Genomic DNA, 17,218 nt, shown 5'->3' with positions numbered 1-17,218 from the left:
GTGCGTGGTTCTGCCTGGACGACCGCTGGGCGCCTCAACGATTCGCAACGGCCAACGCTTGCGGCATACTCGGCTTTCTGGAGACCCGTAAAGCATGCTCGAGCAACTCAATACCCGCGTCGAAGAGTGTTATCAACAAGCTGAATCCTTTTTCAAACGTCCTTTCAAACGTCCGGTGGTCAGCCTCAAGTTGCGCGGCCAAAAGGCCGGTGTCGCGCACCTTCATGAAAATCTGCTGCGCTTCAATCCACAGCTGTACCAGGAGAACGCCGAGGATTTCCTCAAGCAGACGGTGGCCCATGAGGTCGCGCACCTGATCGCCCACCAACTGTTTGGCGACCGTATCCAGGCCCATGGAGAGGAATGGCAACTGATCATGCGTGGGGTCTACGAACTGCCACCCAACCGTTGCCACACCTACGAGATCAAACGCCGTACCGCAACCCGGTACATCTACAAATGCCCTTGCGACGGCAGCGACTTCCCATTCACGGCGCAACGCCACCGCCTGGTGCGCCAGGGGCGGCGGTACTTGTGCCGTAGCTGCCGCAATACTTTGGTGTTCAGTGGGGAGACGCGGGTCGAGTAGCTGTTTCTTGTAGTGTCCAGGCTGACGCTTTCGCGAGCAGGCTCGCTACCACGCTGGATTTTCGGCGTTCACAAATCACCTGTGGGAGCGAGCCTGCTCGCGATGAGGCCAGAAAGGACGCTACACAACGACCCTGTCATCACGCAGCCCGGCAATCCGCTCCTCACTGAACCCCAACTCCCCCAACACCTGGTCCGTGTGCGCTCCCAGCCTCGCGCCGATATGCCGAGGCTCGGGCAGTCCTTCGGAAAACTTCAACGGACAGGCCATCTGCGCCTGAGTCGAACCATCCCCTCGGGGCACCTGCTTGACCAATTCCCGAGCCTGCAATTGCGCATGCCCCACGGCCTCCTCCAGGCTCAGCACCGGCTCGACGCAGGCGTCGACCCTCGCGAACAAGCGGCACAGCTCGTCAAAGTCGTGTTTCTCGAACTCGGCTTGCAATGCCAGTTTGAGGGCCTGTTGCTGTTCAAGGTTGGGCGATAGCCCCTGGACCGCCAGTTCCGGCCGCCCCAGCGTCTCGCAAAGGGCCCGCATGAAGACCGGCTCCAGGCTGCCCACCGACATCCATCGCCCGTCGCGTGTACGGTAATAGTCATAGAAGCTGCCGCCGTTGAGCACATGATTCTCCCACCCAGGCATCACATCGCAGGCCAGGTAACCGGCGCCAGCCAGTGCGTTCAGGCTGAAGACGCAATCGGTCATGCTCACGTCCAAGTGTTGCCCCTGCCCGGTCTGCTGACGTGCAATCACCGCGGCCAACAGCCCGATCACCCCGTGCAAAGAGCCGCCGGCGATGTCGGCCACTTGCATCCCCATCGGCAACGGCCCGCTGCCGACACGCCCGGTGTGGCTCGCCAGACCCGCCAATGCCAGGTAGTTGATGTCATGACCGGCACGCGCCTGATAGGGGCCGGTCTGGCCGTAGCCGGTAATCGACACATAGATCAGCCGCGGATTGATCGCCTTCAGGGCTTCATACCCCAACCCCAATCGCTCCATCACGCCGGGACGGAACTGCTCGAGCAGGATGTCATGGTCGTCCAACAGTCGCTTGATGATTTCCAGCGCAGCCGGTTGCTTGAGGTCCAGGGCCAGGCTGCGCTTGTTGCGGTTGAGGTAGGCATGGCTGGCCGAGACGTCCTGGTCATGGGGCGGCAGAATCCGCAACAGATCCGGACGGTCCGGCGACTCGATCCGCAGCACCTCGGCGCCCATGTCTGCCAGCAACAGCGAGGCGAACGGCCCCGGCAGCAGGGTCGAGAAATCCAGTACCTTGAGCGATGCCAGTGGGCCTTGCATGGAAAATCTCCGCTTCGGATGTGCATCCAAGACTAGGCAGGGGCTTGCGTTGAGGCAATTACCAAGCGTGTCGTTTAGGCTGACAAATCCGCTCAATCCAGAGGGCCGTCGTGGCGAGGGAGCTTGCTCCCGCTGGGCTGCGCAGCAGCCCCCTGCGTATTACACGAAGCCCCTCAGTGGCAGGTACATCCTGGGGTCGCTCCGCAACCCAGCGGGAGCAAGCTCCCTCGCCACAAAAAGCACTTCACCCGGAAAGCACGGCCCAACAAAAAACCCGCCGAAGCGGGTTTCTTGTTACGGGCTGAAGCTTACTTGGTTGGCAGCGCGGTTTCGGCCGTTGCAACCGCGTCGTCGTCTTCACGCACGTCGGAGATACCGCGACCACCGGAGGCCAGTTCGGTCTGCAACTGGTCTTCGTCCAGCTCCTTGACCCACTTGGCGACCACGATCGTGGCAACGGCGTTGCCCACCAGGTTGGTCAGGGCACGGGCTTCGGACATGAAGCGGTCGATACCCAGGATCAGCGCCAGGCCCGCCACAGGCAGATGGCCCACGGCCGACAGGGTTGCCGCCAGCACGATGAAACCACTACCGGTCACGCCGGCAGCGCCTTTGGACGACAGCAGCAGGACCAGCAACAGGGTGATCTGATGCGTGATGTCCATTGGAGTGTCGGTGGCCTGGGCGATGAACACCGCGGCCATGGTCAGGTAGATCGAAGTACCGTCGAGGTTGAACGAGTAGCCAGTCGGGATCACCAGACCCACCACGGATTTCTTGGCACCCAAGCGCTCCATCTTGATCAGCATGCGCGGCAGGGCCGATTCCGAGGAGGAGGTACCCAGCACGATCAGCAGTTCTTCACGGATGTAGCGGATCAGCTTGACCACGCTGAAGCCGTGGGCGCGGCAGATGGCGCCCAGCACCACCAGCACGAAGACCACGCAGGTGATGTAGAAGCAGATCATCAGCTGGCCCAGTTGCACCAGCGAACCGACACCGTAGGCGCCGATGGTGAAGGCCATGGCGCCGAACGCACCGATCGGGGCCAGCTTCATGATCATGTTGATGATGATGAACATCACGTGGGCGAAACGGTCGATGAAGTCCAGCACCGGCTTGCCATAAGAACCCAGGCGATGCAGGGCGAAACCGAAGAGCACCGAGAACATCAGCACTTGCAGGATGTCACCGTTGGCGAACGCGCCGACGATGGTGTTAGGGATCACGTTGAGAATGAAGGCAACGATGCTCTGGTCTTTACCGGCATTGATGAAGCCGGCGATCTTGCTGGTGTCCAGGGTCGTTACGTCGATGTGCATGCCGTTGCCCGGTTGCACGACGTTGACCACGACCAGGCCGATCAGCAGGGCAATGGTAGAGACAATTTCGAAATACAGCAGCGCGTAGCCGCCGGTCTTGCCGACCGACTTCATGTTTTGCATGCCGCCGATACCACTGACGACGGTACAGAAGATGATCGGGGCGATGACCATCTTGATTAACTTGATGAACCCGTCACCGAACGGCTTGAGGGCAACGCCGGTCTGCGGGTAGAAGTGGCCGAGCAAAATGCCGATGGCAATGGCTACGATTACCTGGAAATACAGGGATTTGTACAAGGGCTGACGAGTCGTCATGGCAAACCTTCCTCAAGAGTCCCGTATGACAACATCCACCTGTTGTCCACGACACCTCAATTGCGAACCCTCCTGCACTGGAGGGATTTGTTTTGTCGGCTGCACGGGGCAGACCTGCACAGGACATCGCAAGGCCCGTGCCATTTTTAAGAAATGCCCTACAACCCGCGTCCCATAACGTTTTTGTTTATTCATCGTCGATTAAACAGGTGGCGAAGGATGGCGGATTCCCGCCAAGACTCCATTTCTCACTCCTGGATTTGGCGGATATCCGCCTTGTCCAGCGCAGACGCCCTGCTACCATCGCTCGCCTAACGGACGGATCTATGCCTCATGCGCCAACGCACAATTGCCAGCCATTTCGCCCGCGCAGCCCTGGGTGGCGCGCGCCGGCAAGGCTTTGACTATTCGTCGCTGCTGCAACAGCTGGGCATCAGCCCGGAGTTGCTCGACGAGCCGCGGGCACGCATCGCGCCCGAGCAGTTCGCCCGCCTGTTGCAGGCGCTGTGGGTGGCGTTGGGGGACGAATACCTGGGATTCGGCAGCGCCCCGAGTAAACCGGGGACGTTTGCCATGATGTGTCACACGTTGATCCACTGTCGGACCCTGGGCAAAGCCCTGCAACGCGGCCTGTTGTTCTACAGCCTGTTTCCCGATGCGCCGAGCCTGATCCTGGAGAGCGAAGGCGACCGGGTACGGTTGACCCTGGACGAGTCGACGCTACGCGACCCTGATCACTTCCTGGCGGAAAGCCTGCTGGTCATCTGGCATCGCCTCGGCAGTTGGCTGATCGGCCAACGGATCGGCCTGGAACAGGCCACCTTCAGCTACGCCAAGCCCAGCCACGGCGCAGAATACGACCTGCTGTTCCCTTGCCCGCTGGTCTTCGAGGCCCGACGCAGCAGCTTGTTATTCCATGGTCGCTACCTGGAAATGCCCTTGCTGCAGGACGAGCGAACCCTCAAGCATTTTCTCGAACGCTCCCCCGCCGACCTGCTGTCGCGCCCAGACGACGGCCACAGCCTGACCAGCCAACTGCGCCGCCTCCTCAGCCGCGACACGGCGCGCTGGCCCGACCTGGACACCGTCGCCGCACACCTGCACATCAGCGCCCAGACGCTGCGCCGGCACCTTCGCGAAGAAGGCACCAGCTTTCAGGAGCTCAAGGATCAGTTGCGGCGGGATATCGCCATCTACCATTTGGGCCGGGCGGATCTGTCGTTGCAGCAGATTGCCGAACAGTTGGGATTCTCCGAGCCGTCGGCGTTTCATCGGGCGTTCAAGAAGTGGACCGGGGTGACGCCGGGGGCTTATCGGGAGTTGGAAAACTGATGGGGGATATCCCACTTCTGTGGTGTGCTGCCCTGTGGCGAGGGGATTTATCCCCGCTGGGCTGCGAAGCGGCCCCCTGCATTCTGTCTGACACACCACCGCCACCCATTTGGGGCTACTGCGTAGCCCAGCGGGGATAAATCCCCTCGCCACAGGGGCCCGCGACACACTGAAACGCCACTCAAACCACCGGAAAAAGAATCCGAAACGCCGCGCCGCCCAACTCCGAATCCCCCAGGGTCAATCGCGCGCCGTAGCTTTCGATGATGTCCTTGACCACCGCCAACCCGATTCCCTGCCCCGGATGCTGGCGATCCAATCGCTCGCCCCGTTGGAGAATCCGCGCACGCTGGTCCGGTGGCACACCCGGGCCGTCGTCCTCGACGCTCAACTCCGTACCGCCGAGGGTCTGGTGCATGCTGACCCGAACCTCCCCCAGGCATAGCCGATAAGCGTTCTCCAAAAGGTTGCCGAGCATCTCCAGGAGGGCGCCCTGTTCGATCGGCACCTGGCCCTGCTCAGGCAGATCGAAATCGACCCGAACGCGCTTGTCGCAATAGACCTTGTCGAGGGTGTCGCACAGGCTTTGCAGCACTGGACGCAAGGGCACCTGGTGCCGCACCAGACCGCTTTTACGCAGGCTGGCGCGCTGCAACTGATAGCCGATCTGCTGGCTCATGCGTTCGATCTGGGTTTGCAGCACCCACGCCTGTCCGCGGTCCTGGGGGCGCCGGGCCATGTCTTCGCTGACACCTTGCAACACCGCCAGCGGGGTCTTCAGGCTGTGAGCCAGGTCATCGAGGGAGTCCCGATAACGGCTGCGCTGCTCGCGCTCGCTGTGCAACAGGCGGTTGAGGGAGCCGGTCAGGCGCAACAGTTCGCGGGGGTGAGCGGAGCTGAGGCTTTCGCGGGTGCCTGCTTCGATTTCATCCAGCTCCTGGCTCAGGCGCCGCAAGGCGCGCAACCCCCAGGTCAGGCCGATCCACAACAGCGCCAGCAATACCGCCAGGGCAGCGCCAAATCCCAGGTAAAGATTGTCCCGCAGTCCTTGCAAGGTGACCTCATAATCGCGCACCGGCTGCAGGGTAACGATGCTGAACGCCGCGCTCTGGCCGCCCAACAACTTGACCTCGACGTCATAGACGAAGAACTCCTGGCCGTTATCCTCGCGGATCCGCGCGAACTGGTTGCCCTGCCCGTCGTAGCGCGGCACGTAATTGATGCGCTCTTCCTGGGTCGCCTTCGAACGCCAGACCAGGCGTCCGTCGCGATCATAGATGTAGCCCAACAGCCGGGCATCGGCGAGGTTGTAGCGTTCGTCGGGCAATTGCGCCGGCATCTTCAGTCGATTGTTTTCCACCCGGGCGGCGGAAATCAGCGTGGTCACATCCGACGCCAGGCGTTGCTCGATGGATTCCTGCAACGCCAGGCTGAACGCGCCTTGCATCGCCGGCAGCAACGCCAGCATGAACAACACCGCCAGGGTCATGGCGGCCAGCATCAAGCGCAGCCGCAGGGAACGAATCACTGGCAGCGCTCGTTGAACAGGTAACCCAGGCCCCGCACGGTGTCGATCGGTTTGAAGCCGGCCGGGGCTTCCAGTTTGCGGCGCAAGCGGCCGACCAACACTTCGATGACATTGGGATCGCGCTCGTCGTCATCCGGGTACAACTGCTCCATCAAGCGGTCCTTGGCGACGACCTGCTGGTGATGGCGCATCAGGTATTCGAGGATGCGGTATTCGTAGGCCGTCAGCGCCAGCGGTTCTTCATCGAGGGACGCCTGCTTGCGGTTGAGGTCGAGCAGCAATGGCCCGGCGACGATGGTCGACTGGGTGAAACCGCTGGAGCGGCGCAGCAGGGCGTTGAGCCGGGCCTCCAGCTCTTCGAACTGGAACGGCTTGACCACATAGTCGTCGGCCCCGGCGGCGAGGCCTTCGACCTTGTCCTGCCAGTTGCCGCGGGCGGTCAGGATCAGGATCGGGAAGGACTTGTCCTGGGAACGCAGGCGGCGAATCAGTTCCAGGCCGCTGATACCCGGCAGGCCCAGGTCGATCACCGCCAGGTCATGATTGAACTCGCGGACCTGATACAAGGCCTCTTCGGCATTGGCCACGGCCTGCACCACATGGCCGCTGTCGGTGAGACGGGTTTGCAGGTGATGACGCAACAGCGCTTCGTCTTCGACAACCAATAGTTTCATGGGCCTCTCCCAGGCGATTCAAGACAGCAGGTATCGAACAAGGCGCCGGGTCGTCTTGGGCCGACCCGGCTGCACGTCTCCATTGCCTGCCGCCTAGAACGTGTAGTTCGCGGACAGGTAAGTCTGGGCGCTGCTGGTCAGGTCCAGGGAGCCGACCTTCGCGCCCCCGTGCGGGCTCATCTCAGTGCTGGCATTGCTGCGCAGGTAACGGTACCCCAGTTCCACCGAGGTGTTTCGCGAAATTTGTTGCAGGACGCCGCCCTGCAAGCCAACGGCGTAGCCGATGTCGGTGTCGCGGCTGAAGCCCGGGGAGTCCTGGGTCAACTTGGTCAGCCCCGCCGTGCCACCGCCGAACAATTTGGTGCTGCTGGTCACTGGATAAAACACATCGTAGCTACCCAGCAGGTTTTCCTGGCGCAACTTGATGCCGTTGTGGCTCCCCGACACGTTGTCATAGGTAGCGTAGTAGCGGCCTTGATCGTTCTGCCGGCCCAGGCGCAGGCCGTAGGTGGTGTCCTTGCCAATGACGCCATCGGCGTTCGGATTGCCCAGGTTCCGGTCCAGCGCATTGGATTTCTTGACCTTGTCACTGGTCTGGCCGAGGGTCAGGCTGGCGAAATTGTCATCGGCATGGGCCATGGCAGTGGCACCCAATACAGTGAATGCAAGCAGCAGTTTTTTCATATGAGTCATGATCAGTTCCTTTTGAAGCAAGGGTTGTGTGAAGTCGCCGCCACGATAGCCATTGCTCCCTGAACCCTCCTTGAACGTTCTCTGAACCTGGGCTGAATGAATCGGCTAGTCTGTGTGCACCCACTTTTTTAAGGAGATCGATCATGCGCAGATTGCTTGCCGTTGTACTTCTGGCCTTGAGCAGCGCCAGCCACGCCGCCATCCAGACCCAGGAGATTCCCTACACCAGTGCCGACGGCACGAAGCTGATCGGCTATTACGCCTACGACGACGCGGTCAAGGGCCCGCGCCCGGGCGTGGTGGTGGTGCATGAATGGTGGGGACTGAATGATTACGCCAAGCGCCGCGCCCGCGACCTTGCCAGCCTGGGCTACAGCGCCCTGGCGATCGACATGTACGGTGACGGCAAGAATACCGAGCACCCCAAGGACGCCCTGGCCTTCATGCAGGCCGCGCTCAAGGACGGCAAGGCGGCTAGCGCGCGCTTTCAGGCCGGGCTCGACCTCCTGAAGAAACAACCGCAGACCGATCCGGACAAACTTGCCGCCATCGGCTATTGCTTCGGTGGCAAGGTGGTGCTGGACGCCGCTCGCCAGGGCGTCCCATTGGCTGGCGTGGTGAGTTTCCATGGCGCCCTCGTCACCAAAACCCCGGCCACCCCAGGCAGTGTCAAAGCCAAGATCCTGGTGGAGCACGGCGCGCTGGACAGCATGGTCACCGAAGACAACGTGACCGCGTTCAAGAGCGAGATGGACAAGGCCGGCGCCGACTATAAGTTCGTCAGCCTCGACGGCGCCAAGCACGGCTTCAGCAACCCCGACGCCGACCGCCTGAGCCATGGCGAGCATGGCGGGCCGGACATCGGCTACAACAAGGAAGCCGATGAGAAGTCATGGGCGGACATGCAGAAGTTCTTCAAGAAGATTTTCTGACACATACCGTTCTTGTGGCGAGGGAGCTTGCTCCCGCTCGACTGCGTAGCGGTCGCCTACAATCTTGGGGCCGCTTCGCAGCCCAGCGGGAGCAAGCTCCCTCGCCACAAAAGCATCCGGCTCCCAGCCTCCCCCACTACCCAGCCTCAAGCCAACCCGGCAAAATGCCGGGCATGAACCCACTCCCCGCCCTACCCGCCTGCTGCTCGCCTCTGGATGAACAGTGGCTGCTGCCCGATGCCCTGGCCGATACGGTGCTGCTCAGTACGCGTTTCGATCCGCTGCTGCTCGTCGCCGCCGATTTCCCCAACAGCGCTATCGAGCCGCCAGCGAGCATCCAGCGCTCGGTGGCCAAGCGCCAGGCGGAGTTCCTCGCCGGGCGAGTCTGCGCCCGGGCGGCCTTGCATCGGCTTGATGGAATCGCCTGTATTCCCGCCATCGGCGAAGACCGCGCACCGGTGTGGCCCGCCCATGTCAGCGGTTCGATCACCCACAGTACCGGCCGGGCGGCCGCCATTGTCGCGAAGAAGCAGCGTTGGCAAGGGCTGGGCATGGACCTGGAAAACCTGCTCGACCCCGAACGCGCCGAGCGCCTGGCGGGCGAAATCCTCACGCCTGCGGAACTGCTGCGCATGGCGACCGTCTCGCGCGATGATCGTGCGCTGCTGGTTACGCTGACCTTCTCGGTCAAGGAAAGCCTGTTCAAGGCGCTGTACCCGGTCGTTGGGCAACGTTTCTATTTCGAACATGCCGAGGTGCTGGAGTGGTCCCATGATGGGCAGGTGCGGCTGCGACTACTGACCGATCTTTCGCCCGAGTGGCGCCATGGCAGTGAGTTGCAAGGGCAGTTCGGGGTGAGGGATGGGCAGTTGTTGAGCCTGGTGGGGATCGAGGCCTGAGACCTCCAGTGCCTGCTCTCGAAGGGGCGGCATAGGCGCCGCACCTTTCAGGACCGATCCTGATGCCTCGGCCAACTCAAGCTGAAACACGCCCCGCCCAGGCTTTTGCTCTTGTTGATCAAGGCCCGGCCGTCATGCCAATGAATGATCCGGCGCACGATCGACAGCCCCAATCCATGGCCACCCGAGGCGCGGGCCCGGCTGTCGTCCAGGCGCAGGAACGGCTTGAATACCCGTTCCCACGCGGCCTCCGGCACCCCCGGCCCGTCATCCTCGACGTCGACCCGGCAGCGCAACTGGCCCACCTGGTAACTCACTGTCACCCGTGATCGGGCATGGCGCATGGCGTTGCCCACCAGATTCTGCAGGGCGCGATGCAGGAAACGCGGCTCAGCCTCGACCCAGGCGTCGTCGCAATCGGCGGCCGACAGGCACAGGCCACGCTCCACCGTGATCCCGGCGCGTAAAGGTCCCAGTTCTTCTATGACCTGATTGACCAGCGCATCCAGATCCACCCGCTGGAAGTTCAACGCCGGCGACCCCTGCTCCAGGCGCGCATACGTCAGCATTTCATCCACCAACCGATCCAGGTCTTCGATGTCGTGGTCCATGCCCGCCAGGTATTTGTCCCGGGCCTCGGGCGTGCTGGCGCTGCCGAGCATTTCCAGGCCGAAACGCAGGCGCGCCACCGGTGTGCGCAATTCGTGGGACACCGCGCGCACCAGCTCCCGCTGGATCGCCAACAACTGCTGCAAGTGCTCGGCCATGGCGTTGAACGCAGCGGCCAGACGCCCCACCGAATCGGCGCCCCGGGCCGGCACGCGGGTCTCCAGGCTGCCCTGGGCAATCTGGGTGGCGGCCGATTCCAGGCCGCGCAGCCGTCGCTCCAACTGGCGTACCAGCAGGTAGACGATCAAACCGATCAGGCTCAAGCCCAGCGCCGCGATCAGCACCAGCCATTCGGGCGGGTACGGATTCATCTGGTACAAGGGGCCGATTTCCAGGACCCACGGCGTGCCAACCATCCCGGCGAATACCCGGATCGAGTCGCCGCCCTTGCCCAGGGCCATCACCGTATCGCCCTCGGACACCCGACGACGCTGGTCTTCGTCCATGTCCGCCTGGTCGACGGTCATCAGGCGCAGATCGAAACCGAAGCCCTTTTCCTGTTTGAGTTGTGCAAGCCGCTCGGGCTGCTCGGCCACCGGGTAACGCACCAGTTCGTCGGCCAGTAAATAGATTGTCGCCCGGGCCAATTGCTCACTGATCTGGCGAACCTCCCCTACCAATGTCAACTGCTCGCCGTCGCTGACCAGCCGATAGACCTTCGCCGCGTGGGGGCCGGTCTGTTCCACCAGGACCTGCCCGCGCAGCACGCGGGTGCGCTGGCCCAGGTCGAGGTCGGCCTGGCTGAGCGCCTGCAGTTCCAGCGGGATGCCCAGCAGGCGCGCCCACACCGCCAGGGCACGACGGCGCTCCGTGCCGTTCATCGGCCGCAGATTATCGGCCATCAAGGAAAACGTGCCATGGGCCAGGCGCTCGCGGTACTGCTCGGCACGCGTCTGGTTGAGCTGATGCAGCGCCAGTACGCCCAGTACCGCGACCAACACCAAGGCCGCGCACATGCCGCCATAGATGCGCAGGAAGATCGAGTTCACGGAGCGGCGTCTACGCAAGCTTCGGGAACGAACAGGTAGCCTTTGCTGCGAATGGTCTTGATCAACCGTGGATGGTCGGGGTCGTCACCGATCTTGGGGCGGATGCGCGAGATGCGCACGTCGATGGAGCGGTCCTGGCCGTCGTAGCCGATCCCGCGCAGGGCAGTGAAGATTTCCTCGCGAGACAGGATGCGTCCGGCATTGGACACCAGCAGCCACAGCAGGTCGAATTCGGCGCTGGTCAGCTCGATCCCCTTGTCCTGCAACCAGGCTTCGCGCAAGGCGTCGTCGACCACCAGCGGCCCGAACTCCAGGCGGCGCGGTTTCTGCGGCACGGACGGCTCCGGCTCGCTGCGCCGCAACAGGGCTTGGATGCGCGCCAGCAACAGGCGTGGCCGCACCGGCTTGCAGACGTAGTCATCAGCCCCAAGGTCCAGGCCCTGGATCTGGTCGGTGTCGTCGGTACGCGCCGTCAGCATGAGGATCGGGCCGTCGTAGTGCTCGCGCACTTTGCGGCAGATGCTCAGGCCATCTTCGCCGGGCAGCATCAGGTCGAGGATCACCAGGTCCGGCTGCTCGTCGATGATCCGCTGCGCCGCGACCGCGCCGTTGCCCTCGATGGCGACGCGAAGGCCATTGCTTTCCAGGTATTCGCGGGTCAGCTCGGCCAGACGCTGGTCATCCTCGACAATCAATATCTGCCAGGCTTCTTGTTCCACTGGGGGCCTCTTATTGTTGTGGGGCACATGGAACTCTGTGGGAGCGAGTTTGCTCGCGATGGCGGTGGGTCAGCCAGCATCACCGTTACCGGTCCGACGCTATCGCGAGCAAGCTCGCTCCCACAATGCCCACCGCCCCTCCATCGTTTGTCATGTTAAAGGAGGATAAACACGCCCATGCACCGGCCGATTGTATAAACGCGGCTTGCGCAGAAAACAAGCGGACAAATGCGTTCGGTCGGGTTGGATTTGTGTGGTAACGTCCGCGCCCGCAAAAAACTCCGGCCGGTTTTCGAGTCGTCAGAATCGTTGAAAAAAGGCTCGCTCCAGCTAGGTCGCGGCCTACAGAGGAGTTCCTAGTTTCGCACACAAATTACGCACAGGCTTATCCACAGGCAGCACGTTGATTCATGTCCGAAAACGCATTATCTTGTAGCCCGCCGCGTAAAAAACCCTACATGTAGGGTTTTCGGCCAAAAACCAAACACAAGTCGGATAGAGAATTCAAGCGCTTTTCTCGCCTCTGTCCTTCTGCAACACCGCTGTTTCACAAGTCCAGACCGCCCCTGCGGATGGCAACCGTTTCCAAGGTCGAAAACGACCGGAACGGTACGGGTGTTGCAGTCCTTTGCTGCCACCTTGATAAACCAGGTTCCGAGCCCAGGCTCGCGATCCAAGAACTTCGGATGGACGCGACGCCGCAGGCCCGCGCCCTACTGTCCCGAAGTTGTTATACCCGGCGCCAGTCGGTTGTAGTGCTTCAGGACGGAACGGTGGGCACCGTGATGGTGCCCAAATAAACATAGAGAACGTGGAGACACCCATGCACACCGACACAACTCGCGAGAACCCGCAGGGCACCGCGCCGCTGGCCGCCGATTCGAGCCCGGATCTGTCCGCCACCGCGCCGGGCCAACTGCGCGTGATCAAGCGTAACGGCACTGTCGTTCCCTACACCGATGACAAGATCACCGTCGCCATCACCAAAGCGTTCCTCGCAGTTGAGGGCGGCACCGCTGCCGCCTCGTCGCGAATCCACGACACCGTCGCCCGCCTGACCGAACAGGTCACCGCGACCTTCAAGCGTCGCATGCCTTCGGGCGGCACCATCCACATCGAAGAAATCCAGGACCAGGTCGAACTGGCCCTGATGCGTGCCGGCGAGCAGAAAGTGGCTCGCGACTACGTGATCTACCGTGACTCCCGCGCCAAGGAGCGCGCCACCCGCGCGCCGGCCGACGCGCCGGTCCAGGCTCACCCTTCGATCCGCATCGCACGCGCCGACGGCAGCCTCGCGCCGCTGGACATGGGCCGCCTGAACACCATCGTCACCGAGGCCTGCGAAGGTCTGGAAGAAGTCGATGGCGACCTGATCCAGCGCGAAACCCTGAAGAACCTCTATGACGGCGTCGCCCTCAAGGACGTCAACACCGCCCTGGTGATGACCGCGCGGACCCTGGTGGAACGCGAGCCGAACTACTCGTTCGTGACCGCGCGCCTGCTGATGGACACCCTGCGCGCCGAAGGCCTGAGCTTCCTGGAAGTCGCCGAGAGCGCGACCCACCACGAAATGGCCGACCTGTACGCCAAGGCCCTGCCGGCCTATGTCGCCAAGGGTATCGAGTACGAGTTGCTGAACCCTGTCCTGGCCGAATTCGACCTGGAAAAACTCGGCAAGGCGATCAACCACGAGCGTGACCAGCAATTCACCTACCTGGGCCTGCAAACCCTTTACGACCGTTACTTCATCCACAAGGATGGCGTGCGCTTCGAACTGCCGCAGGTCTTCTTCATGCGTGTGGCCATGGGCCTGGCGATCGAAGAGAAGCAGCGTGAAGACCGTGCGATCGAGTTCTACAACCTGTTGTCGTCCTTCGACTACATGGCCTCGACCCCGACCCTGTTCAACGCCGGCACCCTGCGTCCACAGCTGTCGAGCTGCTACCTGACCACCGTGCCGGACGACCTGTCGGGCATCTACGGCGCAATCCACGACAACGCCATGCTGTCCAAATTCGCCGGTGGCCTGGGCAACGACTGGACCCCGGTCCGCGCATTGGGCTCGTACATCAAGGGCACCAACGGCAAATCCCAGGGCGTCGTGCCGTTCCTCAAAGTGGTCAACGACACCGCCGTTGCGGTCAACCAGGGCGGCAAGCGCAAGGGCGCGGTCTGTGCCTACCTGGAAACCTGGCACATGGACATCGAAGAGTTCATCGAGCTGCGCAAGAACACCGGTGATGATCGTCGTCGTACCCACGACATGAACACCGCCAACTGGATCCCTGACCTGTTCATGAAGCGCGTCTTCGATGACGGCAAGTGGACCCTGTTCTCGCCGTCCGAAGTGCCGGACCTGCATGACCTGACCGGCAAGGCCTTCGAAGAGCGCTACGAGTACTACGAAGCCCTGACCGAGTACAACAAGATCAAGCTGTTCAAAGTCGTCCAGGCCAAAGACCTGTGGCGCAAGATGCTGTCGATGCTGTTCGAGACCGGCCACCCATGGCTGACCTTCAAGGACCCGTGCAACCTGCGCAGCCCGCAGCAGCACGTGGGCGTGGTCCACAGCTCGAACCTGTGCACCGAGATCACCTTGAACACCAACAAGGACGAGATTGCGGTCTGCAACCTGGGCTCGATCAACCTGCCGAACCACATCGTCGACGGCAAGCTGGACACCGCCAAGCTGCAACGCACCGTGAACACCGCCGTGCGCATGCTCGACAACGTGATCGACATCAACTACTACTCGGTGCCGCAAGCGAAGAACTCCAACTTCAAGCACCGTCCGGTCGGCCTGGGCATCATGGGCTTCCAGGACGCGCTGTACCTGCAGCACATCCCGTACGGTTCGGACGCTGCGGTCGAGTTCGCCGACAAGTCCATGGAAGCGGTCAGCTACTACGCGATCCAGGCTTCCTGCGACCTGGCCGACGAGCGCGGTTCGTACGAGACGTTCCAGGGTTCGCTGTGGTCCCAGGGCATCCTGCCGCTGGACTCGCAACAGATCCTGATCGCCCAGCGCGGCGAGAAGTACATCGACGTGGATCTGAAGGAAACCCTGGACTGGGCACCGGTTCGCGCCCGTGTGCAGAAAGGCATCCGTAACTCCAACATCATGGCCATCGCACCGACCGCCACCATCGCCAACATCACTGGCGTGTCGCAGTCGATCGAACCGACCTACCAGAACCTGTACGTGAAATCGAACCTGTCGGGCGAATTCACCGTGATCAACCCGTACCTGGTTCGCGACCTCAAGGCCCGCGGCCTGTGGGACTCGGTCATGATCAACGACTTGAAGTACTACGACGGTTCGGTGCAGCAGATCGAGCGCATCCCGCAAGAGCTCAAAGCGCTCTATGCGACCGCGTTCGAAGTGGACACCAAGTGGATCGTAGACGCCGCCAGCCGTCGCCAGAAGTGGATCGACCAGGCTCAGTCGCTGAACCTGTACATCGCCGGCGCCTCGGGCAAGAAGCTGGACGTGACCTACCGCATGGCTTGGTACCGTGGCCTGAAAACGACTTACTACCTCCGTGCCTTGGCCGCCACCAGCACCGAGAAGTCGACCATCAACACCGGCAAGCTGAACGCGGTTTCCGCTGGCGGCAACCACGGTGATGACTCAGTCCTGGCTGCTCCAGCAGGACCTGCGCCAGTGCCAAAAGCCTGCGCGATCGATGAGCCGGATTGCGAAGCTTGCCAATAAGCTGAGCGGGTGGGCGCGTAAAGGCGCCCGCTGAAAGAAGCCCCCGATAGACCGCTGGTTTATCGGGGGTTTTCTTTTGCCTGGCGAAAAGTAGGCGCCTGGGCCTGCCTCTTCGCGAGCCTGCTCGCGAAGAGGCAGGCCCAAACAATACAAAACTGAAGCTCATGAAAAAGCCCCTCTTTCGAGGGGCTCCTTGTGCAGCTTTCAAGCGACCTTCGGCATCAAGCCATCTGAATGATGGTCTGCATGATGGTGCTCTGGGTAGAGATGGTCTTGGCGTTCGCCTGGTAGTTGCTCTGCGCCTTGATCAGCTCGACCAGTTCGTTGGTCAGGTTGACGTTGGACTCCTCCAGGGAGTTGGAGACGATCGACCCCAGGGTGCCGGTCTGTGGAGCATCGTAGCCCGGGATACCCGAGGCGAACGTTTCCTTCCAGCTGGTGCCGCCTACTGGCTGCAGGCCTTGCTCGTTGGTGAAGCTGGCAAGGGCGATCTGGCCGATCGGCTTGGTCTGGTTGTTGCTGAAGTTGGCGAGCATCACACCGCTGCCATCGATGGTCAGGTTGGTGATCTGGCCGGTGGCGTAGCCGTTCTGGGCAGGAATCGAACGAGCGGTGTCGGCGTTGAACTGAGTGGTGTTGCCCATCGAAATCGTGATGGTCGGTGCGCTGGCGGCGCCGTTGGCGGTCCAGGTTCCGTTGGTCACGGTGCCCGGAACCCAGCCGGTCAACACCAGATCGCTATTGACGGTCGCTGGCGGAGTGGTGACCGTGGTCAACTTGCCGCTCGAATCGAAGTTCATGGTCGAAGGAACAGGCGCGGTCGCACCGGTCGTGGTCGGCAAGCTGCCATTGAGGTTACGACCATCGATCAAGGTATAGACGTTCCAGGTATTGGAGCCTGTCTTGACCATGTATTGGTCCATCGAGTGCTGGTTACCCTGGGTGTCGTAGATCGGGGTGGTGAACTGCTTGGTAAAGGTCGCCGTGTCAGCCGGGTTGAACGCGGCAGTGATCGGCGTCGCCGTCGAGTTCAGGTTGATGGTCGACGAAACCAGGCTGGTGGCTTGCGGCGGCAGGTTCGAGGTGTCGATGCGCAGGTCGGTCAGGATACCGTTGAGGATCTTGCCGTTGGCATCCACGCCATAGCCCTGCAAACGAGCCGTGCCATCGCTGTTGGTGACGTAGCCTTCCTTGTCGGTCTTGAAAGTACCGGCACGGGTGTAGCTCAGGGAGCCGTCGTTGCTCAGGACAAAGAAGCCCTGGCCCTGGATCCCCATGTCCAGCACGTTGCCGGTGTTGTTCACGTCACCCTGGCCGAACTGCTGGGAAACGTTGGCCAGGCGCACGCCGTTGCCGACGGTCTTGCTGCCCGAACCCAGCTTGGTGGCCGAGTAGACGTCTTCGAATTCCGCGCGGGACGATTTGAAACCGGTGGTCGCCACGTTGGCGATGTTGTTGCCGGTCACGTCCAGCTGTTTGTTGGCTGCATAGAGACCGCTAAGGCCGATGTTGAAAGACATGTTGACTCCTTTTGCCG

At 62.0% G+C, this 17,218-nt stretch carries 13 protein-coding genes; 5 read left to right on the top strand and 8 right to left on the bottom strand.

The features are described 5' to 3' along the window. The first annotated feature begins 94 nt into the window (after positions 1 to 94). Positions 95 to 589 (top strand): SprT family zinc-dependent metalloprotease, encoded by a 495-nt coding sequence (locus J3Q04_RS06720; RefSeq protein ID WP_030142420.1) that lies wholly within the window; start codon positions 95 to 97, stop codon positions 587 to 589. Between the two features lie 120 nt (positions 590 to 709). On the opposite strand, the gene J3Q04_RS06715 is transcribed toward J3Q04_RS06720, so the two are convergent. Both J3Q04_RS06715 and J3Q04_RS06710 read right to left on the bottom strand, forming a co-directional pair. Beyond that, the gene (locus J3Q04_RS06715) at positions 710 to 1,891 is read right to left on the bottom strand and encodes a CaiB/BaiF CoA transferase family protein (RefSeq protein WP_434607316.1); all 1,182 of its coding nucleotides are present in this window, start codon (positions 1,889 to 1,891) and stop codon (positions 710 to 712) included. Positions 1,892 to 2,199: 308 nt separating this feature from the next. Next, complete coding sequence (locus tag J3Q04_RS06710) at positions 2,200 to 3,531, bottom strand: dicarboxylate/amino acid:cation symporter (protein WP_420767470.1); 1,332 nt, start codon at positions 3,529 to 3,531, stop codon at positions 2,200 to 2,202. 333 nt (positions 3,532 to 3,864) lie between these two features. Here J3Q04_RS06710 and J3Q04_RS06705 point away from each other — a divergent pair, with 333 nt between their 5' ends. After that, positions 3,865 to 4,863: an AraC family transcriptional regulator gene (locus J3Q04_RS06705; RefSeq protein WP_420767471.1), complete on the top strand. Its 999-nt coding sequence runs from the start codon at positions 3,865 to 3,867 to the stop codon at positions 4,861 to 4,863. A gap of 181 nt (positions 4,864 to 5,044) precedes the next feature. Here the strand turns inward: J3Q04_RS06705 and J3Q04_RS06700 are convergent, their stop codons facing one another. The 3 genes from J3Q04_RS06700 to J3Q04_RS06690 all read right to left on the bottom strand — a co-directional run bounded on the left by J3Q04_RS06700 (position 5,045) and on the right by J3Q04_RS06690 (position 7,758). Continuing rightward, positions 5,045 to 6,391 carry an ATP-binding protein gene (locus tag J3Q04_RS06700; protein WP_434607320.1) on the bottom strand — a complete coding sequence of 449 codons (1,347 nt, stop codon included), beginning with the start codon at positions 6,389 to 6,391 and terminating at the stop codon, positions 5,045 to 5,047. Beyond that, complete coding sequence (locus tag J3Q04_RS06695; RefSeq protein WP_434560215.1) at positions 6,388 to 7,065, bottom strand: response regulator; 678 nt, start codon at positions 7,063 to 7,065, stop codon at positions 6,388 to 6,390. Before J3Q04_RS06695 ends, J3Q04_RS06700 begins: the two co-directional genes overlap by 4 nt. 93 nt (positions 7,066 to 7,158) lie before the next feature. Continuing rightward, positions 7,159 to 7,758, bottom strand: coding sequence for a hypothetical protein (locus J3Q04_RS06690; protein WP_420767474.1), 600 nt, complete (start codon positions 7,756 to 7,758; stop codon positions 7,159 to 7,161). A 143-nt stretch (positions 7,759 to 7,901) separates the two neighbouring features. Between J3Q04_RS06690 and J3Q04_RS06685 the strand changes: the two genes are divergently transcribed. After that, on the top strand, positions 7,902 to 8,690 hold the full coding sequence (locus J3Q04_RS06685) for a dienelactone hydrolase family protein (protein ID WP_434607323.1): 789 nt from the start codon (positions 7,902 to 7,904) through the stop codon (positions 8,688 to 8,690). A gap of 173 nt (positions 8,691 to 8,863) precedes the next feature. Beyond that, on the top strand, positions 8,864 to 9,589 hold the full coding sequence (locus J3Q04_RS06680; protein WP_434607326.1) for a 4'-phosphopantetheinyl transferase family protein: 726 nt from the start codon (positions 8,864 to 8,866) through the stop codon (positions 9,587 to 9,589). A 47-nt stretch (positions 9,590 to 9,636) separates the two neighbouring features. On the opposite strand, the gene J3Q04_RS06675 is transcribed toward J3Q04_RS06680, so the two are convergent. Next, complete coding sequence (locus J3Q04_RS06675; RefSeq protein WP_420767477.1) at positions 9,637 to 11,247, bottom strand: ATP-binding protein; 1,611 nt, start codon at positions 11,245 to 11,247, stop codon at positions 9,637 to 9,639. Continuing rightward, a complete protein-coding gene (locus J3Q04_RS06670; RefSeq protein WP_420767478.1) occupies positions 11,244 to 11,966 on the bottom strand; it encodes a response regulator in 723 nt (240 codons plus the stop codon). Before J3Q04_RS06670 ends, J3Q04_RS06675 begins: the two co-directional genes overlap by 4 nt. Positions 11,967 to 12,789: 823 nt before the next feature. On the opposite strand from J3Q04_RS06670, the gene J3Q04_RS06665 reads away from it, so the two are divergent. Further along, a complete protein-coding gene (locus tag J3Q04_RS06665) occupies positions 12,790 to 15,681 on the top strand; it encodes a ribonucleoside-diphosphate reductase subunit alpha (protein ID WP_420767479.1) in 2,892 nt (963 codons plus the stop codon). 221 nt (positions 15,682 to 15,902) lie between these two features. Here J3Q04_RS06665 and flgE read toward each other — a convergent pair whose 3' ends face one another. Continuing rightward, positions 15,903 to 17,201, bottom strand: a complete 1,299-nt coding sequence (gene flgE / locus J3Q04_RS06660; protein WP_434607330.1) for a flagellar hook protein FlgE — start codon at positions 17,199 to 17,201, stop codon at positions 15,903 to 15,905. Positions 17,202 to 17,218: the final 17 nt, after the last annotated feature.

It is taken from the genome of Pseudomonas sp. D4-21 (genome assembly GCF_051132125.1).
In the GTDB taxonomy this organism is placed as follows: domain Bacteria; phylum Pseudomonadota; class Gammaproteobacteria; order Pseudomonadales; family Pseudomonadaceae; genus Aquipseudomonas.
The sequence above is the reverse complement of the archived record's forward strand: the minus strand, read 5'-3'. Positions and strand labels throughout refer to the sequence as shown.